Source organism: Caulobacter sp. AP07 (assembly GCF_000281955.1).
Lineage (GTDB): Bacteria > Pseudomonadota > Alphaproteobacteria > Caulobacterales > Caulobacteraceae > Caulobacter.
Genome location: NZ_AKKF01000189.1, coordinates 1 through 23,029 on the forward strand (window position 1 = coordinate 1; position 23,029 = coordinate 23,029).

Genomic DNA, 23,029 nt, shown 5'->3' on the forward strand with positions numbered 1-23,029 from the left:
ACGTGGCGGCGGTCGCCGCCGCCGCCATGAAGCCCGGCGCCACCCTCACCGACGTCGGCTCGGTCAAGGCCGGCCCGGCCGAGGCCATGCACGCGGCGGCCCCGGCTGGGGTCTATGTCATCCCCGGCCACCCGATCGCCGGCACCGAGCATTCGGGACCCGACGCCGGCTTCGCCGAGCTGTTCGAGAACCGCTGGACCATCCTGACGCCGAAGATCAACGACGACGAGGCCTACGCCCTGGCCGTCGCCCGGCTGTCCAGCTTCTGGCGGGCCATCGGGGCCAATGTCGAACTGATGGACGAAAAGCACCACGACCTGGTGCTGGCCGTCACCAGCCACCTGCCCCACCTGATCGCCTACACCATCGTCGGCAGCGCCGCCGACCTGGAGAACGTCACCGAGAGCGAGGTGATGAAGTATTCGGCCGGCGGCTTCCGCGACTTCACCCGCATCGCCGCCAGCGACCCGACCATGTGGCGCGACATCTTCGTGGCCAACAAGGACGCGGTGCTGGAGATGCTGGGCCGGTTCACCGAGGACCTGCAGGCGATGAGCCGCGCCATCCGCTGGGGCGACGCCGACACCCTGCACGACCACTTCACCCGCACCCGGGCCATCCGCCGCGGCATCGTCGCGGCCGGCCAGGAAAGCGCCGAACCGAACTTCGGCCGCGATCGCGGGAAGCACTAGGTCGTGGATCTCAAGCGCGTCCTGGGTCTGGCGCTTGCGGCCGTCGCCCTGGCGTTGGTGGTCTGGGGCCTGTGGTTCGCCAAGGTCGGTGTCAGTTTCGACGTCGCGGTGCAGCCGACGTCCGCCAAGGAGCTGATCTCGATCATCGCCTATACCCAGAACATCAACGTAGCGGCGGATGGAAGGCTGACGATCGGCAACGCGCCGACACGCGTGGAGACCCTGGCGAACGACCTGGCCACGGCTTTCGCCAGGGCCAAGGCGCCCGGCGACAAGGCCTCCCAGTCGGTGGTGATCTGGGCGGCTCCGGAAACACAGCGACGCCATGTCGACGCCGTGCGCGAAGCCGTCGCCGCCGGCGGCTGGACGAAGGTGTCGATCTCGATGGTCGCAAGCCGATGAACGCCTACGCCTGGCTCGCCATCGCCATCGCCGCCGAGGTGATCGCCACCTCGGCCCTGAAGGCCGCCGAGGGTTTCACCCGGCCCATGCCGTCGATCATCACCGCCGTCGGCTACGCGGTGGCCTTCTACGGCCTGTCCCAGACCCTGAAGTCGATGCCGGTGGGCCTGGCCTACGCCATCTGGTCGGGTGTCGGGATCGTGCTGGTCACCGCCATCGCCTGGGTGGTCTACAGGCAGCGCCTCGACCTGCCGGCCCTGGCGGGCATGGGCCTGATCATCGCCGGGGTGCTGGTGATCAACCTGTTCAGCAAGAGCGCGGCCGGGCACTAGGGCGGCGGACCGTTCGCTGACCCAAGCCTGGGAGCGGTTCTTCAACTCAAAAATTCCGTCATCACCCGCTTTATGCGGGTGACCCAAGCGGTGCTGGACGCAGCGTCAGATTCCGCTTGGGTCCCCCGAACAAGTCGGGGGATGACGACTGTGGGTGGGCGTGGGTCCCTGAATATGCGCGGACGTGAAATCGCTCCTTTGGCCTAAGTGTCAACAGCACCTGGGCCGGTTCGCCTCCTCGGACCGGCAAGGGATCACCCCCCTTGCGCCCCACGCCATCCGGGCGGACCCTCTCCCAAACCCTCGGGAGGCCCGGCCATGAGCAGCGGCAATCTATCCGTGGTCCAGCAGGTGTATGAGCGCTTCGGGGCCGGCGACGTCGCCGCGATCCTGGCGTGCCTGACCGACGACGTCCGCTGGGAGGTGGTCGGGCCGCCGGACGCCTATCCGTTGTTCGGCGTGCGGACCGGGACAGCCGAGGTCCTGGCGTTCTTCCAGGGGGTCGGCGAGAACGAGGACTTCACCGACTTCTCGCCCCGCCGGTTCCTGGCCGAGGGCGATACGGTGGTGGTGGTGGGTCACGCCGCCTACCGGCTCAAACACACCGGCGCACAGGTCGACACCGACTGGGTCCACGTCTTCACCCTGCGCGACGGCAAGGTCAGCGGCTTCCAGGAATACGCCGACAGCGCCCAGATCGCGGCGGGGTACCGGCGCTAAGGCCGTGACCACGAAGCCACACCCGCGCAACCTTCGCGATCACCCCTCTGGCGCCGCTTGAGAGAACGCTGTAATCGCCCGCCTCCCGAAGGAAGAGAACCGTGGCGCACAAAGCCCCAACCTATCTGCCCGCACTCAATCTGTTGGACCGCCAGGTCGAACGGATGGGCGCGTGCGCGTCGGTAGGGGTTCCGGTCTAGGGTTCGTCTGAACTCGGGATGTTCGTAGGAGCCCCTCCTGGCCTGGCCGGAGGGGTTTCTTCGTTTTGTGCGGGAAGTTCTCCGATCCAGTCGCCAGGAGGGGCGGTTTGGAAAAGGAGAAGCCCATGAGCGGCTTCACACACATCGAAAGCGACGGCGCGCCGATCAAGGCGTGGACGCGGGGCGTGCCCATCGAGGAGTCCGCCCTCAAGCAACTGCGCAACGTCGCCAGCCTGCCCTTCATCCACAAGCACGTGGCGGTGATGCCCGACGTGCACTGGGGGATGGGCGCGACGGTCGGTTCGGTCATCCCCACCCTGGGGGCGATCATCCCGGCCGCCGTGGGCGTCGACATCGGCTGCGGCATGATGGCGGTGCGCACCTCGATCCGCGCCGAACAGCTCCCGGACAACCTGTTCGCGATCCGCTCGGACATCGAGGCGGCCGTGCCGCACGGGCGGACCGACAACGGCGGGCGCAACGACGTGGGCGCCTGGCAGGTCGAGCCTCCGGCGGTCGCGGCCGAGAAGTGGGCGGGCCTGAAGGAAGGCTACGACGCCGTCGTGGCCAAGCACCCGAAGGCCGCCCACCCGCGCGGCTTCGGTCATCTGGGCACGCTGGGCACCGGCAACCACTTCATCGAGCTGTGCCTCGACGAGGCGGGCGATGTCTGGGTGATGCTGCACTCCGGCTCCCGGGGCGTCGGCAACCGGTTCGGGACCTATTTCATCGAGCGGGCCAAGCATGAGATGCGGCGCTGGTACATCAACCTGCCCGACCAGGACCTGGCCTACTTCGCCGAAGGCAGCGAGGGCTTCATCGACTATGTGCGGGCGGTGTCCTGGGCGCAGAAGTACGCCCGGGCCAACCGCGAGGTGATGATGGATCAGGTTCTGGCCGTGCTGCGGCGGACCTTCCCCGACCTCATGGTCACGCAGGAGGCGGTGAACTGCCACCACAACTACGTGTCGCGGGAAAAGCACTTCGGCAAGGACGTCTACCTGACCCGGAAGGGCGCGGTGTCGGCCAAGGACGGAGAGTTGGGGATCATCCCGGGCTCGATGGGCGCCAAGTCGTTCATCGTGCGCGGCCGGGGCAACCCGGACTCGTTCTGCACCTGCTCGCACGGGGCCGGACGGGCGATGAGCCGGACCGAGGCCAAGCGCCGGTTCACGATGGCCGACCACGCCGCCGCCACGGCGGGCGTGGAATGCCGGAAGGACGCCGAGGTGATCGACGAAACGCCGATGGCCTACAAGGACATCGACGCGGTGATGGCCGCCCAGAGCGATCTGGTCGACATCGTCCACACCCTGCGCCAGGTGGTGTGTGTGAAGGGCTAGGAGCGTTTTCGAGCGAAGTGGATGCCGGTTCGCATGAAGAAAACGCGTCAAGGCAGAGAGCGGGACGCCGTCCGGTCGCGAGACCGGGCGGCGTTTCGCGTTGGACTCAGGTGATCTTCTTGGCGCTGGGCGGGTCGCTGGCGGGGAAGCTTTCCTCCAGGCTCTCGTCGATCAAGGCTTCCTGGCGGTCCTCGGCCTTATCGAGGTGCTCGGCCAGCTGGTCGGGCTTCTCGCCTTCGGGCAAGGGCTCGACCGCGCGGCTGGTCGGGGTGTCTTCGGTCTCGGAGACGCGGGCCTCGGGATGGCCGCGTTGCGAGCCGTTTCGCGGCGCGTTGTCGTCAGCCATGGTGATGTCCTCGGAATGGACCTGATCAACGGCTGGCGCGGCGGGCTTGTTCCGCAGGGGAAGGAACTTGCCGCCGCCCACACGATTTCGGCGCCCCACGAGGGACACGGGCGGAAATCCTCCGCGTCCGCCCCATCTTGACGCTTGCGCCAAATTCGAACGGCCGTAAGACTTCCCCGCAGGTAAAGGGGATCCGTAAGTGAGTCCGAAGAGCGACGTCGCCGCCGCCAATCAAGCGCCCGAGCCCGATATCGAGGGCGTGGACAATGAAGCCGTCACCAAGAATCTGGTGTTCGTCGCCGCCGAGCGCCTGTTCGCGCTGCACGGCTTCCAGAACGTGTCTGTGCGCGACATCACCGCCGCGGCGGGCGTCAACCTGGCCTCGGTGAACTATCACTTCGGCTCCAAGGACGCCCTGCTCTACGAGATCTTCCGCCGGCGCACCGTCGAGCTGAACCGCGAGCGGGCCAAGAAGCTGCACGAGGCCACCGACCGCCACGCGGGCTCGCCGCCGGTGCGCGAGATCCTGGCCGCCCTGCTGACCCCGCCCCTGCGCTGGCTGGCGCCCGACCACGAACGGCGCATCTCGCTGCAGTTCCTGATCCGGGCCCGCAGCGAAGGCACCGACGAGATCCGCCAGGTGCTCAAGACCGACGTCACCCACCTGCGCCGCTTCTCCGACGCCCTGCTCAAGGCGCGCCCGGACCTGGCGCCGGAGGAGATCTACTGGCGGCTGCACTTCACCCTGGGCATGCTGCACAACAACCGCTTCGCCGAGTTCGACCGCCTGAACGTGCTGTCGGAAGGCACGACCAGCGAAGCCGACGTCGAGAGCCTGCTGCAACGCATGCTGGTCTTCGCCGAGGCGGGGTTCGCGGCGTAGAGGCTGGACAGTTAGCTGACCTAGGTCGGCGAGCACTTCCTCAGCTCAAAAATTCCGTCATCCCCCGACTTGTTCGGGGGACCCAAACGGAGTCCGACGCCATGTCCACGGCGGCTTGGGTCCCCCGCATAAAGCGGGGGATGACGACGGTGAGTGAGCGCGGACGCCAGAACACATCTGCGGATGTGAAATCACGCCAGCGGGTTAAGCCTCGACAACGCCCGTCTCACGACGCGGCGCTGACGGTCCAGGTCGCGCTGTCGATGGCCTCGTGCCGTTCGAGGTGGCCAGTGATCGCGTCCAGGTCATGCGCATTGGCGGTCGAAGGCACCAGGATCGCCGCCAGTTCCACGATCTCCTCGCCCTCGGACAGGATCTCGATGTCGCGAATGGGATAGTGCAGGCGCTCCAGTTCCTCGAACAGCAGGTCGCGGGCGTCCGACACGGCTTCCGGATGGCAGGTGACGTGGACACGATAGAGGGCCTCCGTGCCCTCCGAACTGATCGGCCGCCGGTTGACGTAGTTGACCAGGGGCCTGAGCAGCGTGTTGCCCGACAACACGAAGACCGCCACCAGGGCAGCTTCCAGCAGTTGCCCGCAGCCCGCGAAGGCGCCAACCGCGGCCGAAGCCCAGAGGGTGGCGGCGGTGTTGAGGCCGCGCACCTGCGTTCCCTCCTTCATGATCACCCCGGCCCCCAGGAAGCCGATCCCCGAGACGACATAGGCGATCACCCGCACCGAGCCCTCCGGCCCCATCATGCGCAGGCCCAGATCGACGAAAGCGGCCGCGCCCACGGCGACCAGGACATTGGTGCGCAGGCCGGCGGTCCGCTGGCGCCATTGGCGCTCGAAGCCGATCAGGCCCCCGAGCGTGAAGGCGGTCAGCAAGGCCAGGGCCGTCTTGACGAGAGCGACCAGTTCGAAGGGCGGATAGTTCAGCATAGCGCGGTCGCCAGTTCTGGAACGGATAGGGATAGGGGTGGTGAGCGCTCGAGGAAACCCGCGACCGCCTCCTCAGTGTCGCAAGGTCAGCCCCAGCGTCACCGCGCGCGGCGTGGCGCCGTCGATCCGTCGGCCGGCGATCAGGTCCAGGTCGAACCGCCCGCCGCCGGGGTTCCACCGCAGGCCGGCCTGACCTCCGGCCTTGCCGCCGTCGCGTTGGAAGGCCTCGACCATCACGGTCACGTCGCGGGCCACGCCCACCTCGGCCTGGGCGCCGTAGAAGGCGGCGTTTGGCCTGGCGTCGGCGCGAGCGTGACTCCAGCCGGCGTTCAGATTGACCCGAACGCGGTCATTAAGCCTCAGCGTCACCGGGACGATCAGGCTGGCGGTCTCCAGCCGGCCGCTCCCGACGCTCCAGGCGCCGGCGCCGATCACGCCCAGCCCGACCCCGGTGTCCTCCGCGCGCAGGGTGTATTTCAACGCCGGGCCGACCGTGGTGTCCGACGTTCCATCCGCCCAGGTCCGCTGCACGGCGCCGCCGATCTCCAGGTTCGGCCAGGCCTTACGGGTGCAGGCCGGCGACAGGTTGACCAGGCCATGGCGCGGCCCAAACCGCGTCGCCCAGCTTTCCTGATGGCAGACGCCGGGGGTCTCGACCACGGAGTCGTCGATGACGTGTTCATTGCCCGACGCCCGGGCGACGGACGCGACGGAGAGCATGGACGCGGCGGCGATTGCCGCCGCGCCCGGCGCCAGAGCCAAGCGGACCATGTTCGCTCCTGGCGTTCGTCAGTCGGGATCGTCGAGGGTGAAGACGTCGGCCCCTTCGTCATAGGCGAAGGCCTCGGCGTAGCGGGCCCAGCTGGTGACCGCCTTCAGCGTCTGCGCGGCGTAGTCGGGCGACATCGAGTCCTCCAGCTCGTCGCGGAACCGCGCGGCCGGCGCCTTGTGCGAGGCCCGCTCGTCCAGCACCCGCCGGATGTGGCCCGCCAGCGGCACATGGGCCAGCAGGTGCTGGGCGAACAGCTGCTTGCGCGTATCGACGTCCGCCTGGGCATAGCGCCGGGCCGCCGGCGTCAGGCGCAGGTCGCCGCCCTCCAGCTCGGCGAACCGCAGCAGTTGCAGGGTCTCGGCGATGGGGAACAGCTCGTCGGCCTCGTACCGCAGCTCCCGCGCCAGGTCGGGCATGTGAGCCTTACCGTCGAACGGCGCGCCGTCCACCGCCTCGATCAGGCCGGCCAGGGTGTTGGTCGAGACGCGGGGCAGCACCATGCTGACGCCCGTGCCCGGAAACAGCCCCTCGTTCTGGCGGCCGCCCTGGGCCTGGCCCGGCTGGGTCATCTGCACATAGATGCTCTCGACCAGGGCGCGGAAGGCCGGGTCCAGGCGGTTGCGCGGCTGCGGCAGGTCGACCTTGACCGCCCCGACCACCCGCCCGGGGTTGGACGAGAACACCAGGATGCGGTCGCACATCAGCACCGCCTCCTCGATGTTGTGGGTCACCATCAGGATGGCCTTGATCGGCATGCGGCCTTCGCACCACAGGTCCAGCAGGTCGGTGCGCAGGGTCTCGGCGGTCAGCACGTCCAGCGCCGAGAACGGCTCGTCCATCAGCAGGATCGAGGGGTCGACCACCAGGGCGCGGGCCAGGCCGACGCGCTGGCGCATGCCGCCCGACAGCTCCTTGGGATAGGCGCTCTCGAAGCCGTCCAGGCCGATCAGGTCGATGGCCGCCAGGGCCCGCCGGCGGCGCTCGTCGGGCTTGACGCGCTTGGCCTCCAGCCCGACCTCGACGTTCTGCAGCACGGTCAGCCAGGGAAAGAGGGCGAAGCTCTGGAACACCATGCTGACCGTGGTCGGCGCTTCGCCGGCCCGGACCGGAAATTCGATCTCGCCCGAGGTCGGGGTGATCAGGCCGGCGATCGACCGCAGCAGGGTCGACTTGCCCGAGCCCGAGCGGCCCAGCAGCCCGACGATCTCGTTGTCGCGCAGGGTCAGGTCGACGTCGTCGAGCACCAGCAGGTTGGCCCCGCCGGCCTTGCCGTAGAGGTGACGCACGTCGCGCACCTCGACCAGGACGTTGTCGGCGGCGAGGGTTTGGATGGGGGTGAAACGGGTCATTGGGAACGCTCCCTAAGCCAGACGGAGACGGCGCTCGGCGAACCGGTACATCGGCCGCCACAGGGCGCGGTTGAAGGCGATGACGAAGATCGACATCACGGCGACGCCGAGGGCGACGCGGGCGTAGTCGCCGGCGGCCGTGGCCTTGGCGATGAAGGCGCCCAGGCCGGCGGCCTCCAGATGCTTGTCGCCCCAGGTGACGGCCTCGGCGACGACGCTGGCGTTCCAGGAGCCGCCGGAGGCCGTCAGCGCGCCGGTGACGTAATAGGGAAAGATCCCCGGTATCCCGACCTGCCGCCACCACTGCCAGCCGCGCATCCCGAAGATCCCGGCCGCCTCCTTCAGGTCGCTGGGAATGGCGCTGGCCCCGGCGATGACGTTGAACAGGATGTACCACTGGGTGCCCAGCACCATCAGCGGCGACAGCCAGACATTGGGGTCCAGCCGCCAGGCGACGATCGCCGCCACCGCGAACGGGAACATCACATTGGCCGGGAAGGCCGCCAGGAACTGGGCGATCGGCTGCAGGCGCTCGGCCCAGGCCGGACGCAGGCCGATCCACATGCCGATCGGGACCCAGACCGCGGTGGCCAGGGCGATCAGCACCACCACCCGGACCAGGGTGGCCAGGCCCAGGCCGAAAGCCGTCAGCAGGTCGGCGAACGCCAGGCGGGCGCTAAGGAACGACCACAGCACCCAGGCTCCGACCAGGCCCAGGCCGGCGACCAGGGCGATCCACAGGCCGTCGAGGACCCGCCCAGTTCCGGCGGGCAGGGCGAACCGCGCGAACCTCGCCCTGGGGATCGTCGGCCAGTCGATGGCGGCCATGGCCGTGGCCGGCCAGGTCAGCGGGGCCGCCAGGACGCGCAGCCAGCGAGTGCGGCGCACCAGGTCGTAGAGCCACGAGCCGGGCCGCTCGCCCGAGGCGGTCTGCTCGAAGCGGAACTTGTCGGCCCAGGCGACGATCGGCCGGAACACCAGCTGGTCGTAGAGCACGATGACCACGGCCATCGCGCCCACGCCGATGGCCACGGAGCGCATGTCCTGGCGGGCGATAGCCAGCGACAGCCAGGAGCCGATCCCCGGCAGGGTGACGGTGGTGTTGCCGACGGTGATGGCCTCGGACGCCACGACGAAAAACCAACCGCCCGACATCGACATCATCACGTTCCACACCAGGCCCGGCGTGGCGAACGGCAGTTCCAGCCGCACGAACCGCCGCCAGGGCGAGAAGGCGAACTGCCGGCTGACCTCGTCCAGGTCGGACGGGATCGAGCGCAGCGACTGGTAGAAGCTGAAGGCCATGTTCCAGGCCTGGCTGGTGAAGATGGCGAAGATCGCCGCGCACTCGACGCCCAGCTGGCGGCCGGGGAACAGGCCCATGAAGAAGGTGACGGTGAACGTCAAAAAGCCCAGCACCGGCACCGATTGCAGGATGTCGAGCGCCGGCACGATGAGCAGCTCGGCCTTGCGGCTCTTGGCCGCCAGGGTCGCCACCGTGAAGGTGAAGACCAGCGAGGCGCCCAGCGCCAGGAACATCCGCAGCGTGGTGCGCAGGGCGTATTGCGGCAGGCGGGCCGGGTCCAGCGTCACCGGCGTCGTGTGCAGGACGGCCAGGGACTGGCTCATGTCCTCGGCGCCGCGCACGACCAGGATCGCGGCGGCGGCCAGCAGCAGGAAAGCGATCGGATCCGCCCAGGACGGGACGGTTCCGACGCGCAGGAAACGCGCGAACGGGCGCGCGGCCGTGGGGTTTCCGGACAGGAAAACCATGGGCTCTACCTCGTGAATGGCCGCGAGCGGCCGTCACGGAGGGAGCCTGAAACCAGACCCTACCGGGACGCCTCTCGCGGCGTGTTGGATCGACTGTGACTGTCGCTGGGCATGGGTTCGGGGTTCCGTTGAAGGCCTCATGCTGCGTCGCAGCAGGAAGCTCGGCGGCGGAATGATCCTCGCAGCCGGACCTGTCAAGCTGTTTGTCGCGCGCCCCGGGATTTCAGGATTCCCGGCGCCCTCGACCCTCCGCCGGATCACCCAACCGTGACGGAACCAAGCCCCCAGCGCCGGGTTATGCTGGCCTCGTGGCGCGACGGCGTGAAAACGACAAAAGCGGGAGGAACGTCATGATCAAGAGTTTCGAACACCAGGCCCCGCTGGGCACGTCCCACATCCCCCACACCGAGCCCAAGCCGCAGCACGGCCAGAAGCCGGACGCGGAATGCCTGAAGACGCCCGAGAAGCGGTCGTTCGAACCACGGCCGGGGCATTAGGTTTCTTTTTGAACCCTCTCCCGGAGGGGAGAGGGAGTGGCCCGCCGCGCAGCGGTGGGAGGGTGAGGGGTCACACCCTCACCGTTTTCTCCGAGCACCCTGCCGGCGCGCCGTCGAACGTCCAAACCCCTCACCCTCCCACGCTTTCAGCGTGGGCCCCGCCCTCTCCCTCTGGGAGAGGGTGTCTATTTCACCCGCCGCCCGCCCCCCGTCGTCATCGGGTCCAGCTCCTGGCGTTTCAGGTACGAGGCCTGGGGCGCATCGCTGCCCGGCTGTTCCATGATCCGGACGTCGCGGCGGATCAGCTCGATCTGGTCGCGCAGGGCGGCGGCGGTCTCGAAGTCCTCGGAGGCCACGGCCTGGGCCATCTCCTCCTCCAGTTCCGACAGGTGGGTTTCGGCGGACATGGCCAGCTCCTGAGCGCGACGGCGACCCGATGATAACGCCTGACGCCGCGATCGGCTCTCCAGACCTTGAGGCTGTGGAAAACCAGGCGTAAGCCCTGCCCGTGTCCTCCGTTCAGCCCACAGTCCAACCAGAGCCGCCCGTCGTCGGGACCCGCCTGATCTCTGTGGCCGTCGCCAGCGCCCTGCTGATGGAGTTCATCGACTCCACCGCCCTCTCGACCGCCCTGCCCACCCTGGCCCGGGCCTTCAGCGTCGATCCGATCCACCTCAAGCTGGCCCTGACCTCCTACATCCTGGCCCTGGCGGTGTTCACCCCGGCCAGCGGCTGGGCGGCGGAACGGTTCGGGGCGCGGCGGGTGTTCATGACCGCCATGGTCGTGTTCCTGGTCGGCTCGGCCCTGTGCGGCCTGTCGCGCAACCTCGAGGCCCTGGTCGCCTCGCGCATCCTGCAGGGGGCCGGCGGAGCGATGATGACGCCGGTGGCACGGCTGATCGTCGTCGGCTCGACGCCCAAGGAAAGGCTGATCCGGGCCATGGGCTGGTTCACCATGCCCGCCCTGGTCGGCCCGCTGGTCGGACCGCCCCTGGCCGGCCTGGTGCTCAGCGTCGCCGACTGGCCGTGGATCTTCTACCTGAACCTGCCGATCGGCCTGCTGGGCATGACGGCGGTGATGCGCTTCGTGCCCAAGGGCCAGCCGACCGACATGGGCCGGTTCGACACCCTGGGCTTCCTGCTGTCGGCCGTGGCGATCAGCGGGCTGGTGGTGGTGGCCGAGACGGCGGGCCTGTCGCTCCTGCCCCCCTGGGCGCAGATGGGCGTCCTGACCCTGGCCCTGGCCAGCGGCTGGCTCTATCTGCGCAAGGCCAGGACCACGCCCAAGCCGATCCTCGACCTGGGCCTGCTCAAGTACCGCACCTTCCGCGCCAGCCTGCTGGGCGGGGTCTTCGTTCGGCTGGGGATCGGGGCCAGCCCGTTCCTGCTGCCCCTGCTGCTGCAGGTGGCCCTGGGCTGGAGCCCGCTGAAGGCCAGCATGGTGACCCTGGGAACCGGGGTCGGGGTGCTGATCGCCCGTCCGTTCGCCGCCGCCAGCCTCAAACGCTTCGGCTTCCGCACCTCGCTGGCGGTGTTCGTCACCCTGACGGCCCTGCTGACCGCCGCCCCGGGCTTCTTCACGCACGGCACGCCGATGCTGCTGATGGCCGGAGCGCTGTTCTTCGGCGGCTTCGCGCGCTCCAACCAGTTCATCGCCGCCAACACCATCGCCTATGCCGACGTGCCGCAGGACAAGGTGGCCGCCGCCTCGACCCTGAGCGCCGTGGCCCAGCAGGTGGGCCTGGCCCTGGGCGTCAGCTTCGGCGGCCTGATGCTGCACCTGGCGCGCGGCGGCGGCGCGGCGCTGACGCCCGACCGCTTCACCTGGCCGTTCGTGGCCATCGGGGTGGTGACGCTGCTGGCCCTGCCGGTCTACCTGCGACTGGACCGGGACGCGGGAGCGGAGATCAGCGGGCGGGTTCGGTCACCCATCCCCTCTCCCCTTGCGGGAGAGGGTGGCCCGCGAAGCGGGTCGGGTGAGGGGTCGAAAACCCTTCCCGCCGCGACCGACAGCTAGACCGGACACGGCGGCCAGCTTCTGAGAGACCCCTCATCCGACGGCTTCGCCGCCACCTTCTCCCGCAAGGGGAGAAGGAAGCTTACGAACGCGCCGCCGCGATCCGCGAGCGGGCGATCTCGTCGGCCACCAGGTTGGCGGGGCGCTTGTCGATCAGCGAATGGTCGAGCACCTCGCCCAGGGTCTGGGCCAGGCGATCCAGCTTGGTCGCCACCCATTGCGGGTCGAAGGCCGCGCCCGCCGCCAGGGCGCGGATCTCGCCGGCCACGTTGATGATGCCGCCGCCGTTGATCACGTAGTCGGGCGCATAGAGGATGCCGCGCTCGAACACCGCCTGGCCGATCGTCGCGTCGGCCAGCTGGTTGTTGGCCCCGCCGGCGATTACCTTGACCTTCAGGCGCGGCAGGGTTGTGGTCGAGATCGCGCCACCGAGCGCGCAGGGGGCGAAGACGTCGGCGTCGACGTCGAAGATGGCGTCGGTCGGCACGATCTGGGCGCCGGTCCTGGCGGCCACGTCCGCCAGCGCCTGCTGGTTGACGTCGGCGATGATCAGCTGGGCGCCGGCGGCGTGCAGCTTCTCGGCCAGATAGGCGCCCACATGGCCGACGCCCTGGATGGCGACCTTCACGCCCTTCAGGTCACGGCCCAGGGCCCGCTGGACGCACAGGCGCACGCCGCGGAACACGCCTTCGGCGGTGACCGGCGACGGGTCGCCCGAGGCGCCGGCGTGGCCTTCCAGGCCGGCGACGTAGCGGGTGGTCTTGCGGGTGCTGACCAGGTCGGCCGGCGAAACGCCGACGTCCTCGGCGGTCCAATACCGGCCGGCCAGACTGTCGACCGCGCGGCCGAAGGCTTCGAACAGCTCCGGGGTCTTCTGGCTGCGGGCGTCGCCGATGATCACGGCCTTGCCGCCGCCGAAGTCGAGGTCGGCCATGGCGTTCTTGTACGACATGCCGCGCGACAGCCGCAGGGCGTCGGTCACGGCCGCGTCGCTGCTGCTGTAGTCCCACATCCGGCAGCCGCCGGCGGCGGGGCCCCGGGCGGTGGAGTGGACGGCGATGATCGACTTGAGGCCGGTTTTTTCGTCAAAGAACGCGTGAACGCCTTCGTGTCCCTCGAAATCCGGGGAATCGAACAAGGTCATGCCGTCAGTCCTGCCTCAGCCAGAAAGTTTGCGCAGCGTGTACGCTTCCGGGCGGCGGGTCACAAGGGCCGAGACCGCGGGCCTATCGCCGCGCCGCCCCGAAACCCTACAGGTGCAGGGCCTGTTCCAGCGCGAAGGCCAGCGAAATGGCCGCGCCGGAGGTCAGCAGGGTGCGCAGGCGCGGACGCCAGGCGGGGCCCTCGTGATTGGTCACGTCCCACAGCCATTGCAGGATGAAGACCAGCAGGAATCCCGACAGCTGCCAGGCCGGCTCGAACTTCAGCCCGCCCAGCAGCAGGCCGAAACCGGCCAGGGGGAACAGCAGCGACAGACCCAGGGTCAGCCAGCGCGGGCTGGGATGCTCGATCTCGAGCCCGCAGCGGATGCCGCCCAGATAGGACAGCATGGCGGTGGAATAGGCGAGCAGGCTGATCAGCGCCACCTGGCGCATGTCGATCGGCCCGTAACAGAACAGCGCCGAACAGACGATGAAGGGAATGAGCGTGGCCAGCCCGCATACCCAGACCGCCGGTGGGACCGGCACGCGATCTTCGTGCGCGTGGTTGGCCGCTGCTTCAAACGCCATGACAACTCCTTCGGAAGGCGGCCACCGGCCGCTTCTCCCGTTCCCCCCGGAAAGGGCGACTATTACCGACCCCAGCCCATAGGTCCACGGAGGATATTTGGCCACAGGACGCAATCGTGGGGTGCGGGAGCGCGCGAGCTCAGCCGTAGAGGCGGCAAGATGCGAAATCCAAAATCATCCCGTCCCTCCCCCTTGTGGGGAGGGTGGCCCGCGTAGCGGGTCGGGTGGGGGATCGGTGCAGGGCGTTTGAGCGGCGGTGAAGCCCCACCCACCAGCTTCGCTGGTCCCCCCTCCCCATAAGGGGGAGGGAAAAACGGTCGTCTACGGCGCCGCGCTCTATCCGGCTGGATTCCGAAGGCCTTGAAAGGCCTAGCGCGAGAAGGCTGACAGGCGGCTGAGCGTGTCGCCGTCCAGCGAGCCGGTGGCCGAAAGCTCCTGGTCGCGCTGGTAGGCGGCGATGGCCATCTGCAAGGCGGGCGACGTGACGCCGTCCTGCGGACCTTGGTAGTAGCCCAGCTTGGACAGGGCGCGCTGGGCGGTGGCCAAGCTGGGGCTGGGCGCGACCGCGCCCTGCAGCGAGGCGACCTGGGTCGGAGCGACATAGGCCTGCGAGCGGAAGCCGGTGGCGGAACGCTCGGCGATCCGCTGGCTTTCGGCGGTCATCTGGCCGCGCAGCGCCATGGCTCGGGCGCGCGAGGCGTTGTCGCCGGACTTGGCGGCGATCAGGTACCACTTGTAGGCCTCGGACGGGTTCTGGCTGACGCCCCAACCGCCTTCATAGAGCTGGGCCAGGTTGAACTGGCTGTCGACCAGGCCCAGGTCGGCGGCCTTGCGGAACCAGCTGGCGGCCTTGGTCGAGTTCCGTTCGCCGCCTTCGCCCTTGTAGTAGTAGAGGGCCAGGTTGTGCATGGCGCGGGCCTCGCCAGCCGTGGCGGCGCGCTCGGTCCAGCGACGGGCCTCGGGCAGGTCCTTCTTCACGCCGCCCTCACCGACCTCGTACATCTTGGCCAGGTAGAACTGGGCGCGCGGCAGGCCGAGGTTGGCGGCCTTGCGCAGGGGCTCCAGGCCGGTGCGGTCCTTGGCCTCGATGCGGCGCACGCCGTCGTCGTAGAGGGCCTGGGCGTTCTCGGTGGGCGCGGCGCCGGGCGTCGTCTCGGCCGGGACCGGAGCGACCTGCGAGGTCAGGGCGACGGTGGCGCGCGGCGCGCCGGGGCTCGTGTCGGCTTCCGCGGACCGGATCTCGCCGGTCGCCTTGTTGATCGTGCCCTGGGCCACGCGCTCGGGCACGGGCCCGTTGCCCTGGGCCATGCTCATGATGACGCCGGCGGCGCCGACGCCCATGAAGGCGGCGGTGGCCGAGACCATCAGGGCGGTCTTCATCGTGCCCTTGCGGGCCTTCTTCGCGGAGCCCTTGGCGCCGAAACCGGCGAACAGCGAGGTACCGGGCGCCTTCTTGGGCTTGTCCTTGCCCTTGGCCTCGCCGGCGGCGGCGGCCAGGCGGGCGGCGGCGCGGGCCTGCTCGATCACTTCGCGGGTCGATAGCGGACGCGCCGGCGCGGCCGGCGCCTCGGGCGCGGCGAAATCGGCGTCGTGGTCGGGTTCCGGCTCGAACGCGGTCGTGAACACCGTCTCCGACTCCAGCTCCGGTTCGGACTCAGGTTCCGGCGCGATGGCCAGCCCAAAGCCGTCGGCGGCCTCGAAGTCCTCGTCGCCGAAATCGGGCTCGACGGGCGCGCTGGCCGGGAAGCTGGGCGCCTGGAACGCCGGGGCGTCGAAGGCGGCGGGCGCGGCGGTGCGGGCCGGGGTCGAGGCCACGGGCGGGGTATGGGCCGGGATGAAGGCCGACGGCTGGTGGAAGACGTCCTCGGGAACGGCTTCGCCGCCGAACGAGTAGCGCTCGCCGTCGAACGGCGACGCCGCGTAGCGTTCGGTCGGAGCGGGCGCGGGGGCGGCCTGTTCGGCCAGGCGGCGCTGGGCTTCGCCGAGCTTGGTGTCGATCTTCTCGCGGGCTTCCTCCAGCAGGCGCGCGGTGCGCTCCTCGCTCTGGCGGATGCGGTCGACCAGTTCCTGGGAGGTGCGCTCGTGGCGCTGGTTCAGGCGGTCGGTGACGCGGGTGACCTGGTCGCCGACATCGTCGATGGCCAGAGCGTTGCGGCGCTCGGCGTTGCTGATCCGCTCGGCCAGCTTCTCGGTGATGCGGGCGATCTCGGTCCCGAGCTTTTCCAGGGCCTGGGCCTGGACGCTGTCGGCGCGGTGCAGCTTCTGTTCGACGGCCGTGGCGATGCGGGCCACTTCGCCGCCGACCTGCTCGATGGCGGCGCTGTTGCGGGCTTCCGAGGTCTGGACGCGGCGGTTCAGGGCGTCGGCCATGCCGACCACCTCACGGCCCATGCGCTCGATGGCCTGGGCCGAGCGCTGCTCGGCGGCCTGCACGTGGGCGGTCATCTCGCCCAGCTTGTGCTCCATGCGGTCAAAGCGGCCGTCGGCGGACTGGCGCAGCTTGGCGGCCATCTCCAGGCGGGCGGCTTCCATCCGCTGGGTCAGGCCGTTCGACAGGTCGTCCAGGCGCTTCTGGACGCCTTCGCCGGCGTCACGGCCCTCGACGGTCTGCAGGCGGCCGTCCAGGGCGGTGAACGAGGCGCCCAGGGCTTGCAGGGCCTCGGCGGTGCGGGCCTCGGCGGCTTCCAGGCGTTGACCCAGGCGAGCCACGACTTCGTCGACCAGGGCGGCCGGATCGCCGCCGACCAGGCCGGCCTGGTTGTCGAGACGGTTTTCGAGGTGGGCGATGGTCTCGCGGGTGCGGGCCTCGCCCTCATAGAGGTGACCGGCGACCTTGCCCAAGGCGCCTTCCAGCGCGCGAAGCGCCTCGGCCGAGCGCGGGCCGACAGCTTCGGCCTCCATGCGGCGCAGGCGTTCGGCGTTGCGGGTCTGGTCGGTCTTGATCTCGTCGACGGCGCCTTCGAAGCGCGCGGCGACGGCGATCTGTTCGCGTTCGGCCTGAGCCAGGCGTTGCAGGGCGCCGCGCACCGACTCGTCGATGCCGGAAATGGCCTGGGCCGAGCGGGTCTCGGCGGCCTCGATGCGGTGGGTCAGGCGGTCCAGCGCGATCGCCACGCGACCGACCTCGTCGGCGGGATGCTCAGGCGCCTCGATGCGGGCCGGAGCGTCGCCGCGGTCGGTCTCGTAATAGGGCTTGCTGGCGGGAGTGGCGCGACCGGCGTTGGCGAAGGCTTCCAGGGTCACCGCGTCGGGACCCTCGCCGTCGATAATCATGCGATTCAGCCATTCGCCCAGGGTCATACCGGAGCGACGCGCGAGGTCCTTGGCGACCTCTCGTGCCTTAGGGTCTATCCCCTTTACGCTCCATGGCGCCGCGGCCGTCATCGAATCGATCTCCCAACACCTGGGGACCAACGCTAGACACCGATTCCTAGCGTGTAAACGCGACCAAAAACGCTACATGTAGCGTTGATCAATCTTAGCTGTGGATGGTTAACAGGCACAACTCCGACCTCTATGTACCTAAGATTCGGCCCGACGTGGTTAATGTACGTTAACTATTTGCATGGCCGATTGTCGCAGGCCATGAGGGGGCGATGGACCTGACCAGCACGATCGCCGCCGCCCTGATCGCCCTCGCCCTGACCGTGTTCTGCGGCTGGCGCGGGGCCCGTCCGATCAATGTTTTAAAGGGTCCCCGCATGGTTCCGTGGCGGGTGCTGATGCTGGGCGGCGCCGTCGTCACCCTGCTGATGACGGCCCATGTGCTCAATCTGCTGGGGATGAAGACGGGCGACCCGCGCTACTAGGTCGCGGCCTTTTGGTCAGGCCGGAGACCCCGCCCGACGACAGCAGGCCGATGTCGGCGAGCAGAAAAGGGATCGCCCACTTGTGAGGCGCGGCAATGTAACGCGGCTGCCAGACCGGATCGTACTTGTCCTTGTAGCGGCGGACGCCCTGGAAATTGTAGATTTCCTCGCCGCGCTCATACAGCAGGCGGCCCACCCGCGACATGATCGGGGCCAGGGGGCGGTCTTCCAGGCCGGCCAACGGCGCGACGCCGAACTCGAACGCCTGGTAGCCCTGCGCCTTGCCCCAGCCCAACAGCTCGACGAACAGGTAGTCCATGACGTTCTTGGGCGCGTCGTCGGAATAGCGCATCAGGTCCATGGAGAACGACACCTTGCCGGCCGTGGTCCACAGGGTGGCGAAGGCGACGATCCGGCCCTCGACCCGCACCAGGGCGATCGGGAACTCGGCGACGTAGCGGGGATCGAAGCCGCCCATCGAGAAGGCCTTTTCGCCGCCGGCATGGTGCGACAGCCAGGCGTCGGAGATGGCTTTCAGCTCGTCCATCACCGCGGCGGCCTCGCCGACCGGCAGGACCTCGAAGGCCGCCCCGCCCTCGCCGGCCTTGCGCCAGTTGCGGCGCAGCACCTCGCGGCGGCGGCCGGCCAGGGAGAAGGCCTCCAACGGCACGGCGGCGCTCTCGCCGGTCTTCTGGATGGCCAGGCCCAAGTCGACGCTGTCGGGCAGATCGGCCGGACCCAGGGCGTAGAAGCCGGCGCGGGCGGCGTGGGCGTCGGCCAGTTCGCGGAACCGCCAGAACAGCTCCATGCGCTCGTCGTCGCGGCCCACGGGCGGCCCCATGGCGATCCACGAGCGGCCGCGCACCCCGAACATCAGGAAGCTCTCGCCCGAGGCCGAGAACAGGAAGCGCTTGTCGCCCAGCAGGGCCAGGTTGGACGGCGGCTCGGCGGCCTCGGCCTTGGCCAGGATGGCGCGGACCCGGTCAAACTCGGGATCGGTGTCATCGACCACGGACGGCGTGGCCGGGGTGGCGATCAGCCGCCAGACGCCGATGGCCATCAGGGTGATGGCGGCGGCGGCCGACGAGCGGATGGCGCGAGCCACGTCCTTGTCGCCGATCATCTTCATCACCGACTGGTCGGCGTATTCGGTGTGGCGGAACGTCCACCAGCCGCACAGCGCCACCCCGCCCAGGGCCATGGCCGCCGACAGCAGCCAGCCGGGGGTGATCTCCATCCGCGACAGGGCCGCCGTGCGGGGGAAGGCCTCGTGGAACGGCAGGAGGGCCAGCAGGATGGCGGTCAGGATGACCGTCTCCTCCCAGTTCAGGCCCTTGAACAGGGCCAGCACCGCGCCGGCCGCCAGGGTGACCAGCGCCGCCCACCAGGCCGCGTCGAGGCGCGAGCGCAGGCCGAAGGCCAGCAGCACCAGCACCAGGCCCAGGATCGACGAGAGGAAGTGGCTGATCTCGATCAGCGGTCCGGGCGCGACCGCCACCCAGAGGGCGAAGCGGGTCGGTTCGGAAGGCGTGGCGCCGGAGGCCAGCAGCAGAATCCCGGCGCCGGCCGCCAGGATGGCCGCCAGGGTCGGCGCGACGGCCAGGGCGGCGGGTCTCAGTTCAGGCGCGGACATCAAGACCTCTGATCGGCGAATCCCCGGCGGGACACGTCATCGGCTTCTTCTATACCGCGCCTTGCCAAGGTTGGTCGCCCATCGCGTGATAAACGGATGTTTGAATCTCGACTTGCTCCCGGCGTTTCCTGGCGTAGTCTGCGCGCCGACGACGCGGGAGAGCGTCGCGACGACAAGACGAACCAGATTTGGGGAGAACGGCCATGGCGGATTTCGGCGGCGGCGAACTGGAGACCTTCCGCGCCGAGACGCGGGCCTGGCTGGAGGCCAACTACCCCCCGTCGCTGAGCGCTCCGATGGGCGAGGACGACGCGCCCTGGGGCGGCCGCAAGTTCGCGTGGAAGAACCCCGACGCCAAGCTGTGGCTGGACCGCATGGCCGAGCGCGGCTGGACCGCGCCGATGTGGCCCCGCGAATACGGCGGCGGCGGCCTGTCCAAGGCCCAGAACAAGGTGCTCGACCAGGAACTGCGCCGCATCAAGGCAAGACCCGCGCTGATGAGCTTCGGCGTCTGGATGCTGGGCCCGGTGCTGCTGGAATACGCCACCGAGGAGCAGAAGCAGCGCTTCCTGCCGCAGATCGTGCGCGGCGAGATCCGCTGGTGCCAGGGCTACTCCGAGCCGGGCGCCGGCTCCGACCTGGCCTCCTTGCAGACCAAGTGCGAGGACAAGGGCGACCATTGGCTGATCAACGGCCAGAAGGTGTGGACCAGCTATGCCGACCAGGCCGACTGGATCTTCTGCCTGGTGCGCACCGACACCACCAAGAAGCACGAGGGCATCTCGTTCGTGCTGTTCGACATGACCTCGCCCGGCGTCGAGGCCCGGCCGATCAAGCTGATCAGCGGCAGCTCGCCGTTCTGCGAGACCTTCTTCGACAATGTGAAGGTTCCCAAGGAACAGCTGGTCGGCAAGGTCAACGGCGGCTGGGACATCGCCAAGCGCCTGCTGCAGTACGAGCGCCAGAACATCTCGGCCTCGGGCTTCGGCGGCGGCGGCGGGCTGGACCTGGTCGACGTGGCCAAGAAGGAGGTCGGCGTCGACGCCCAGGGCCGCCTGGCCGACGGCGACCTGCGCGGCCGCATCAGCCACCACCGCATGGACGGCCACGCCTTCATGCTGACCGTGCGCCGCGCCGAGCAGGAGTCCAAGACCGGCAGCGGCCCCAGCGCCGCCGTCTCGATCATCAAGTACGCCGCCGCCAAGATGAACCAGGACCGCTACGAGCTGATGGTCGAGGCCATGGGCCTGCAAGGCCTGGGCTGGGAGGGCGAAGGCTTCAGCCAGGACGAGCTGAACGTCACGCGCGGCATGCTGCGCTCGAAGGGCAATTCGATCGAGGGCGGCACCAGCGAGGTCAACCTCAACGTCGTGGCCAAGCGGGTGCTTGGGCTGCTGGACCATCAGTAGTCCGATGATCGAGTTCTGGTACGAGTTCGGCAGCACCTACAGCTATCCCGCCGCCATGCGCGTCGAGCGGCTGGCCGAGCAGGCGGGCGTCGCCGTCGCGTGGCGACCCTTCCTGCTCGGCCCCCTGATGCACGAGCAGCAGGGGCTGACCGACAGCCCGTTCAACGCCTTCCCCGTGAAGGGCGACTACATGTGGCGCGACCTGCAGCGGGTCTGCGACCAGGAGGGCCTGCCGCTGGTCCATCCCAGCCAGTTCCCGCGCAACGGGCTACTGGCCGCCCGCGTGGCGATCTGCGGACTGGACGACGGCTGGACCCCGGCCTTCAGCCGCGCGGTCTACCAGGCCAATTTCGTCGACGACCAGGACATCTCCAAGCCCGAGGTGCTGGCCCCGCTGATCGCCTCGGTCGGCGCGGAGCCCGAAGAAGCCCTGGCCGCCGCCGACAGCGCCCCCATCAAGACCCGCCTGAAGGACCATGTCCGCCAGGCCCGGGAGCGCGGCCTGTTCGGCGCGCCCAGCTTCGTCACCGCCGACGGCGAGCTCTTCTGGGGCAACGACCGTCTCGAAACCGCCCTCGCCTGGGCCGTCCGTCATCAAACCCTGGAGCATGCCTGACATGGCCGTCCTGACCGAAGAACAGACCATGCTGCGCGACGCCGCCAAAGGCTGGACGCAGGACAGCGCGCCCGTCACCGCCCTGCGCAAGCTGCGCGACGGCGGCTCCAAGCAGAGCTTCGACGCCGCGACCTGGGCCGAGATGGGCGCCATGGGCTGGGCCGGGGTGATCGTCCCCGAAGCCCATGACGGCTCGGCCTTCGGCTATCTGGGCCTGGGGCTGATCCTGGAGGAGACCGGCCGAAGCCTGGTGGCCTCGCCCCTGCTCTCCACCGCGATGGTCGCCGCCAGCGCCCTGGCCCTGGGCGGCTCCGACGCCCAGCAGGCCGCCTGGCTGCCGAAGATCGCCACCGGCGAGGCGGTCGCGACCCTGGCCGTCGACGAGGGCTCGCACCACGCGCCCCTGGCCACCGCCCTTTCGGCGACCCAGTCCGGCGGCGGCTTCGTGCTGAACGGGACCAAGACCTTCGTCATCGACGGCGAGGCCGCCAACCTGCTGATCCTCGCCGCTCGCACCTCGGGCGCGCCGGGCGACAGCGACGGGATCACCCTGTTCCTGGTCGCGGGCGACGCGGCGGGCGTGACCCGCACCCACCTGTCGCTGGCCGACAGCCGCGGCGCGGCGCGGATCGCCTTCGACGGCGTCACGGTCGGCGCCGACGCGGTGCTGGGCGAGGTCGACAAGGGCTGGGCGATCCTCGAGCCGGTGCTCGACCGCGCCTATGCCGGCCTGGCCGCCGAGATGCTGGGCACGGCCACCGCCGCCTTCGAGATCACCCTGGAGTACCTGAAGACCCGCACCCAGTTCGGCCAGGTGATCGGAACCTTCCAGGCCCTGCAACACCGCGCCGCCAAGCTGTTCACCGACCTGGAGACCACCCGCTCCTGCGTCGAGGCGGCGCTGGAAGCGGCCGACGCCGGGAACGACACCCGCCTGCTGGCGTCCCTGGCCAAGGCCAAGGCCAGCGAGGTGCTGCACCTGGCCTCCAACGAGATGGTCCAGATGCACGGCGGCATCGGCATGACCGACGAGCACGACTCCGGCCTCTATATGAAGCGGGCCCGCGTCGCCGAGGCCCTGTTCGGCTCGGCCTCGTTCCACCGCGACCGCTACGCGCGGCTGTCGGGGTTCTAGGGCCCCCACCCGAGGAGGAGGAGGCCTCGCCATGATCGTCCGCAACTGGCACGGCCGGGTGCCCGTCGCCCTCGCCGATCGCTACCTGGCCTTGATGCGCGAGGTCGCCCTGCCCAACTACAAGGCCACGCCCGGCAATCTGGGCGCCTGGTGCCTGACCCGGCGCGACGGCGAGGTCATGCATTTCGAGATGCTGACCTTCTGGACCGACATCGCCGCCATCAAGCGCTTCGCCGGCGAGGATTTCGACCACGCCAAGTACTACGACTTCGACGCCGAGTTCCTGATCGAGCAGGAACCGTATGTGCGGCACTACGAGGCGGTGGAAGGCTGAACCCCAGAACCGTCCCTCCCCCTTGCGGGGAGGGTGGCCCGCGTAGCGGGTCGGGTGGGGGATCGGTGCAGAGCGCTATTGCGGCGGTGAAGCC

At 69.4% G+C, this 23,029-nt stretch carries 23 protein-coding genes; 13 read left to right on the plus strand and 10 right to left on the minus strand.

Annotation, left to right across the window (positions count from 1 at the left end):
* The 5 genes from PMI01_RS16595 to PMI01_RS16615 all read left to right on the plus strand — a co-directional run.
* The coding region (locus tag PMI01_RS16595) for a prephenate dehydrogenase/arogenate dehydrogenase family protein (RefSeq protein WP_035036744.1) at nucleotides 1-692 on the plus strand (692 nt) is incomplete at its 5' end.
* 3 nt (nucleotides 693-695) lie between these two features.
* On the plus strand, nucleotides 696-1,094 hold the full coding sequence (locus PMI01_RS16600) for a hypothetical protein (protein ID WP_007671383.1): 399 nt from the start codon (nucleotides 696-698) through the stop codon (nucleotides 1,092-1,094).
* Entirely contained in the window at nucleotides 1,091-1,426 is a 336-nt protein-coding gene (locus PMI01_RS16605; RefSeq protein ID WP_007671387.1) for an SMR family transporter, read from the plus strand. The genes PMI01_RS16600 and PMI01_RS16605 overlap by 4 nt, the downstream gene beginning before the upstream one ends.
* Nucleotides 1,427-1,744: 318 nt before the next feature.
* Nucleotides 1,745-2,146 carry a nuclear transport factor 2 family protein gene (locus tag PMI01_RS16610; protein ID WP_007671390.1) on the plus strand — a complete coding sequence of 134 codons (402 nt, stop codon included), beginning with the start codon at nucleotides 1,745-1,747 and terminating at the stop codon, nucleotides 2,144-2,146.
* 325 nt (nucleotides 2,147-2,471) lie between these two features.
* On the plus strand, nucleotides 2,472-3,689 hold the full coding sequence (locus tag PMI01_RS16615; protein ID WP_007671392.1) for an RtcB family protein: 1,218 nt from the start codon (nucleotides 2,472-2,474) through the stop codon (nucleotides 3,687-3,689).
* Between the two features lie 106 nt (nucleotides 3,690-3,795).
* On the opposite strand, the gene PMI01_RS16620 is transcribed toward PMI01_RS16615, so the two are convergent.
* Nucleotides 3,796-4,035, minus strand: a complete 240-nt coding sequence (locus PMI01_RS16620) for a hypothetical protein (protein ID WP_007671395.1) — start codon at nucleotides 4,033-4,035, stop codon at nucleotides 3,796-3,798.
* A 199-nt stretch (nucleotides 4,036-4,234) separates the two neighbouring features.
* Here PMI01_RS16620 and PMI01_RS16625 point away from each other — a divergent pair, with 199 nt between their 5' ends.
* A complete protein-coding gene (locus PMI01_RS16625; RefSeq protein WP_007671400.1) occupies nucleotides 4,235-4,918 on the plus strand; it encodes a TetR/AcrR family transcriptional regulator in 684 nt (227 codons plus the stop codon).
* 226 nt (nucleotides 4,919-5,144) lie between these two features.
* Here PMI01_RS16625 and PMI01_RS16630 read toward each other — a convergent pair whose 3' ends face one another.
* The 4 genes from PMI01_RS16630 to PMI01_RS16645 all read right to left on the minus strand — a co-directional run bounded on the left by PMI01_RS16630 (nucleotide 5,145) and on the right by PMI01_RS16645 (nucleotide 9,755).
* Complete coding sequence (locus PMI01_RS16630; protein ID WP_007671402.1) at nucleotides 5,145-5,861, minus strand: MgtC/SapB family protein; 717 nt, start codon at nucleotides 5,859-5,861, stop codon at nucleotides 5,145-5,147.
* Between the two features lie 72 nt (nucleotides 5,862-5,933).
* Nucleotides 5,934-6,632: a hypothetical protein gene (locus PMI01_RS16635; RefSeq protein ID WP_007671404.1), complete on the minus strand. Its 699-nt coding sequence runs from the start codon at nucleotides 6,630-6,632 to the stop codon at nucleotides 5,934-5,936.
* Nucleotides 6,633-6,650: 18 nt separating this feature from the next.
* On the minus strand, nucleotides 6,651-7,982 hold the full coding sequence (locus tag PMI01_RS16640) for an ABC transporter ATP-binding protein (protein WP_007671405.1): 1,332 nt from the start codon (nucleotides 7,980-7,982) through the stop codon (nucleotides 6,651-6,653).
* A gap of 12 nt (nucleotides 7,983-7,994) precedes the next feature.
* Complete coding sequence (locus tag PMI01_RS16645) at nucleotides 7,995-9,755, minus strand: ABC transporter permease (RefSeq protein WP_007671408.1); 1,761 nt, start codon at nucleotides 9,753-9,755, stop codon at nucleotides 7,995-7,997.
* A 350-nt stretch (nucleotides 9,756-10,105) separates the two neighbouring features.
* On the opposite strand from PMI01_RS16645, the gene PMI01_RS27495 reads away from it, so the two are divergent.
* Nucleotides 10,106-10,252 carry a hypothetical protein gene (locus tag PMI01_RS27495; RefSeq protein ID WP_007671410.1) on the plus strand — a complete coding sequence of 49 codons (147 nt, stop codon included), beginning with the start codon at nucleotides 10,106-10,108 and terminating at the stop codon, nucleotides 10,250-10,252.
* 185 nt (nucleotides 10,253-10,437) lie between these two features.
* Here PMI01_RS27495 and PMI01_RS16650 read toward each other — a convergent pair whose 3' ends face one another.
* On the minus strand, nucleotides 10,438-10,659 hold the full coding sequence (locus PMI01_RS16650) for a UvrB/UvrC motif-containing protein (protein WP_007671412.1): 222 nt from the start codon (nucleotides 10,657-10,659) through the stop codon (nucleotides 10,438-10,440).
* Between the two features lie 164 nt (nucleotides 10,660-10,823).
* Between PMI01_RS16650 and PMI01_RS16655 the strand changes: the two genes are divergently transcribed.
* Entirely contained in the window at nucleotides 10,824-12,269 is a 1,446-nt protein-coding gene (locus PMI01_RS16655) for a DHA2 family efflux MFS transporter permease subunit (RefSeq protein ID WP_238537073.1), read from the plus strand.
* A gap of 82 nt (nucleotides 12,270-12,351) precedes the next feature.
* Here PMI01_RS16655 and PMI01_RS16660 read toward each other — a convergent pair whose 3' ends face one another.
* From PMI01_RS16660 to PMI01_RS16670, 3 genes are all read right to left on the minus strand, one after another.
* Nucleotides 12,352-13,413 carry a Leu/Phe/Val dehydrogenase gene (locus PMI01_RS16660; protein ID WP_007671419.1) on the minus strand — a complete coding sequence of 354 codons (1,062 nt, stop codon included), beginning with the start codon at nucleotides 13,411-13,413 and terminating at the stop codon, nucleotides 12,352-12,354.
* A gap of 106 nt (nucleotides 13,414-13,519) precedes the next feature.
* A complete protein-coding gene (locus PMI01_RS16665; protein ID WP_007671420.1) occupies nucleotides 13,520-13,999 on the minus strand; it encodes a DUF3429 domain-containing protein in 480 nt (159 codons plus the stop codon).
* 369 nt (nucleotides 14,000-14,368) lie between these two features.
* Entirely contained in the window at nucleotides 14,369-17,272 is a 2,904-nt protein-coding gene (locus PMI01_RS16670) for an SEL1-like repeat protein (RefSeq protein WP_238537074.1), read from the minus strand.
* A gap of 323 nt (nucleotides 17,273-17,595) precedes the next feature.
* On the opposite strand from PMI01_RS16670, the gene PMI01_RS16675 reads away from it, so the two are divergent.
* Nucleotides 17,596-17,808 (plus strand): hypothetical protein, encoded by a 213-nt coding sequence (locus PMI01_RS16675; RefSeq protein WP_007671424.1) that lies wholly within the window; start codon nucleotides 17,596-17,598, stop codon nucleotides 17,806-17,808.
* On the opposite strand, the gene PMI01_RS16680 is transcribed toward PMI01_RS16675, so the two are convergent.
* Nucleotides 17,768-19,441 (minus strand): phosphatidylglycerol lysyltransferase domain-containing protein, encoded by a 1,674-nt coding sequence (locus PMI01_RS16680; protein WP_007671427.1) that lies wholly within the window; start codon nucleotides 19,439-19,441, stop codon nucleotides 17,768-17,770. The two genes, PMI01_RS16675 and PMI01_RS16680, sit on opposite strands and share 41 nt — an antisense overlap.
* A 203-nt stretch (nucleotides 19,442-19,644) precedes the next feature.
* Between PMI01_RS16680 and PMI01_RS16685 the strand changes: the two genes are divergently transcribed.
* From PMI01_RS16685 to PMI01_RS16700, 4 genes are read left to right on the plus strand one after another with little or no spacing between them, the layout of a single operon-like run.
* On the plus strand, nucleotides 19,645-20,850 hold the full coding sequence (locus PMI01_RS16685; protein WP_007671429.1) for an acyl-CoA dehydrogenase family protein: 1,206 nt from the start codon (nucleotides 19,645-19,647) through the stop codon (nucleotides 20,848-20,850).
* A gap of 4 nt (nucleotides 20,851-20,854) precedes the next feature.
* Nucleotides 20,855-21,466: a 2-hydroxychromene-2-carboxylate isomerase gene (locus PMI01_RS16690; protein WP_007671432.1), complete on the plus strand. Its 612-nt coding sequence runs from the start codon at nucleotides 20,855-20,857 to the stop codon at nucleotides 21,464-21,466.
* Nucleotide 21,467: 1 nt separating this feature from the next.
* A complete protein-coding gene (locus PMI01_RS16695; RefSeq protein WP_007671435.1) occupies nucleotides 21,468-22,601 on the plus strand; it encodes an acyl-CoA dehydrogenase family protein in 1,134 nt (377 codons plus the stop codon).
* Between the two features lie 31 nt (nucleotides 22,602-22,632).
* Complete coding sequence (locus tag PMI01_RS16700) at nucleotides 22,633-22,935, plus strand: hypothetical protein (protein WP_007671437.1); 303 nt, start codon at nucleotides 22,633-22,635, stop codon at nucleotides 22,933-22,935.
* Nucleotides 22,936-23,029 lie beyond the last annotated feature (94 nt).

What these genes read in the sequence shown, in the direction of transcription:
- PMI01_RS16605 (WP_007671387.1), top strand. Translation starts at nt 1,091, where the DNA reads ATGAACGCCTACGCCTGGCTCGCCATCGCCATCGCCGCCGAGGTGATC.
- PMI01_RS16610 (WP_007671390.1), top strand. Translation starts at nt 1,745, where the DNA reads ATGAGCAGCGGCAATCTATCCGTGGTCCAGCAGGTGTATGAGCGCTTC.
- PMI01_RS16615 (WP_007671392.1), top strand. Translation starts at nt 2,472, where the DNA reads ATGAGCGGCTTCACACACATCGAAAGCGACGGCGCGCCGATCAAGGCG.
- PMI01_RS16620 (WP_007671395.1), bottom strand. Translation starts at nt 4,035, where the DNA reads ATGGCTGACGACAACGCGCCGCGAAACGGCTCGCAACGCGGCCATCCC.
- PMI01_RS16630 (WP_007671402.1), bottom strand. Translation starts at nt 5,861, where the DNA reads ATGCTGAACTATCCGCCCTTCGAACTGGTCGCTCTCGTCAAGACGGCC.
- PMI01_RS16635 (WP_007671404.1), bottom strand. Translation starts at nt 6,632, where the DNA reads ATGGTCCGCTTGGCTCTGGCGCCGGGCGCGGCGGCAATCGCCGCCGCG.
- PMI01_RS16640 (WP_007671405.1), bottom strand. Translation starts at nt 7,982, where the DNA reads ATGACCCGTTTCACCCCCATCCAAACCCTCGCCGCCGACAACGTCCTG.
- PMI01_RS16645 (WP_007671408.1), bottom strand. Translation starts at nt 9,755, where the DNA reads ATGGTTTTCCTGTCCGGAAACCCCACGGCCGCGCGCCCGTTCGCGCGT.
- PMI01_RS27495 (WP_007671410.1), top strand. Translation starts at nt 10,106, where the DNA reads ATGATCAAGAGTTTCGAACACCAGGCCCCGCTGGGCACGTCCCACATC.
- PMI01_RS16650 (WP_007671412.1), bottom strand. Translation starts at nt 10,659, where the DNA reads ATGTCCGCCGAAACCCACCTGTCGGAACTGGAGGAGGAGATGGCCCAG.
- PMI01_RS16660 (WP_007671419.1), bottom strand. Translation starts at nt 13,413, where the DNA reads ATGACCTTGTTCGATTCCCCGGATTTCGAGGGACACGAAGGCGTTCAC.
- PMI01_RS16665 (WP_007671420.1), bottom strand. Translation starts at nt 13,999, where the DNA reads ATGGCGTTTGAAGCAGCGGCCAACCACGCGCACGAAGATCGCGTGCCG.
- PMI01_RS16670 (WP_238537074.1), bottom strand. Translation starts at nt 17,272, where the DNA reads ATGATTATCGACGGCGAGGGTCCCGACGCGGTGACCCTGGAAGCCTTC.
- PMI01_RS16675 (WP_007671424.1), top strand. Translation starts at nt 17,596, where the DNA reads ATGGACCTGACCAGCACGATCGCCGCCGCCCTGATCGCCCTCGCCCTG.
- PMI01_RS16680 (WP_007671427.1), bottom strand. Translation starts at nt 19,441, where the DNA reads ATGTCCGCGCCTGAACTGAGACCCGCCGCCCTGGCCGTCGCGCCGACC.
- PMI01_RS16685 (WP_007671429.1), top strand. Translation starts at nt 19,645, where the DNA reads ATGGCGGATTTCGGCGGCGGCGAACTGGAGACCTTCCGCGCCGAGACG.
- PMI01_RS16690 (WP_007671432.1), top strand. Translation starts at nt 20,855, where the DNA reads ATGATCGAGTTCTGGTACGAGTTCGGCAGCACCTACAGCTATCCCGCC.
- PMI01_RS16695 (WP_007671435.1), top strand. Translation starts at nt 21,468, where the DNA reads ATGGCCGTCCTGACCGAAGAACAGACCATGCTGCGCGACGCCGCCAAA.
- PMI01_RS16700 (WP_007671437.1), top strand. Translation starts at nt 22,633, where the DNA reads ATGATCGTCCGCAACTGGCACGGCCGGGTGCCCGTCGCCCTCGCCGAT.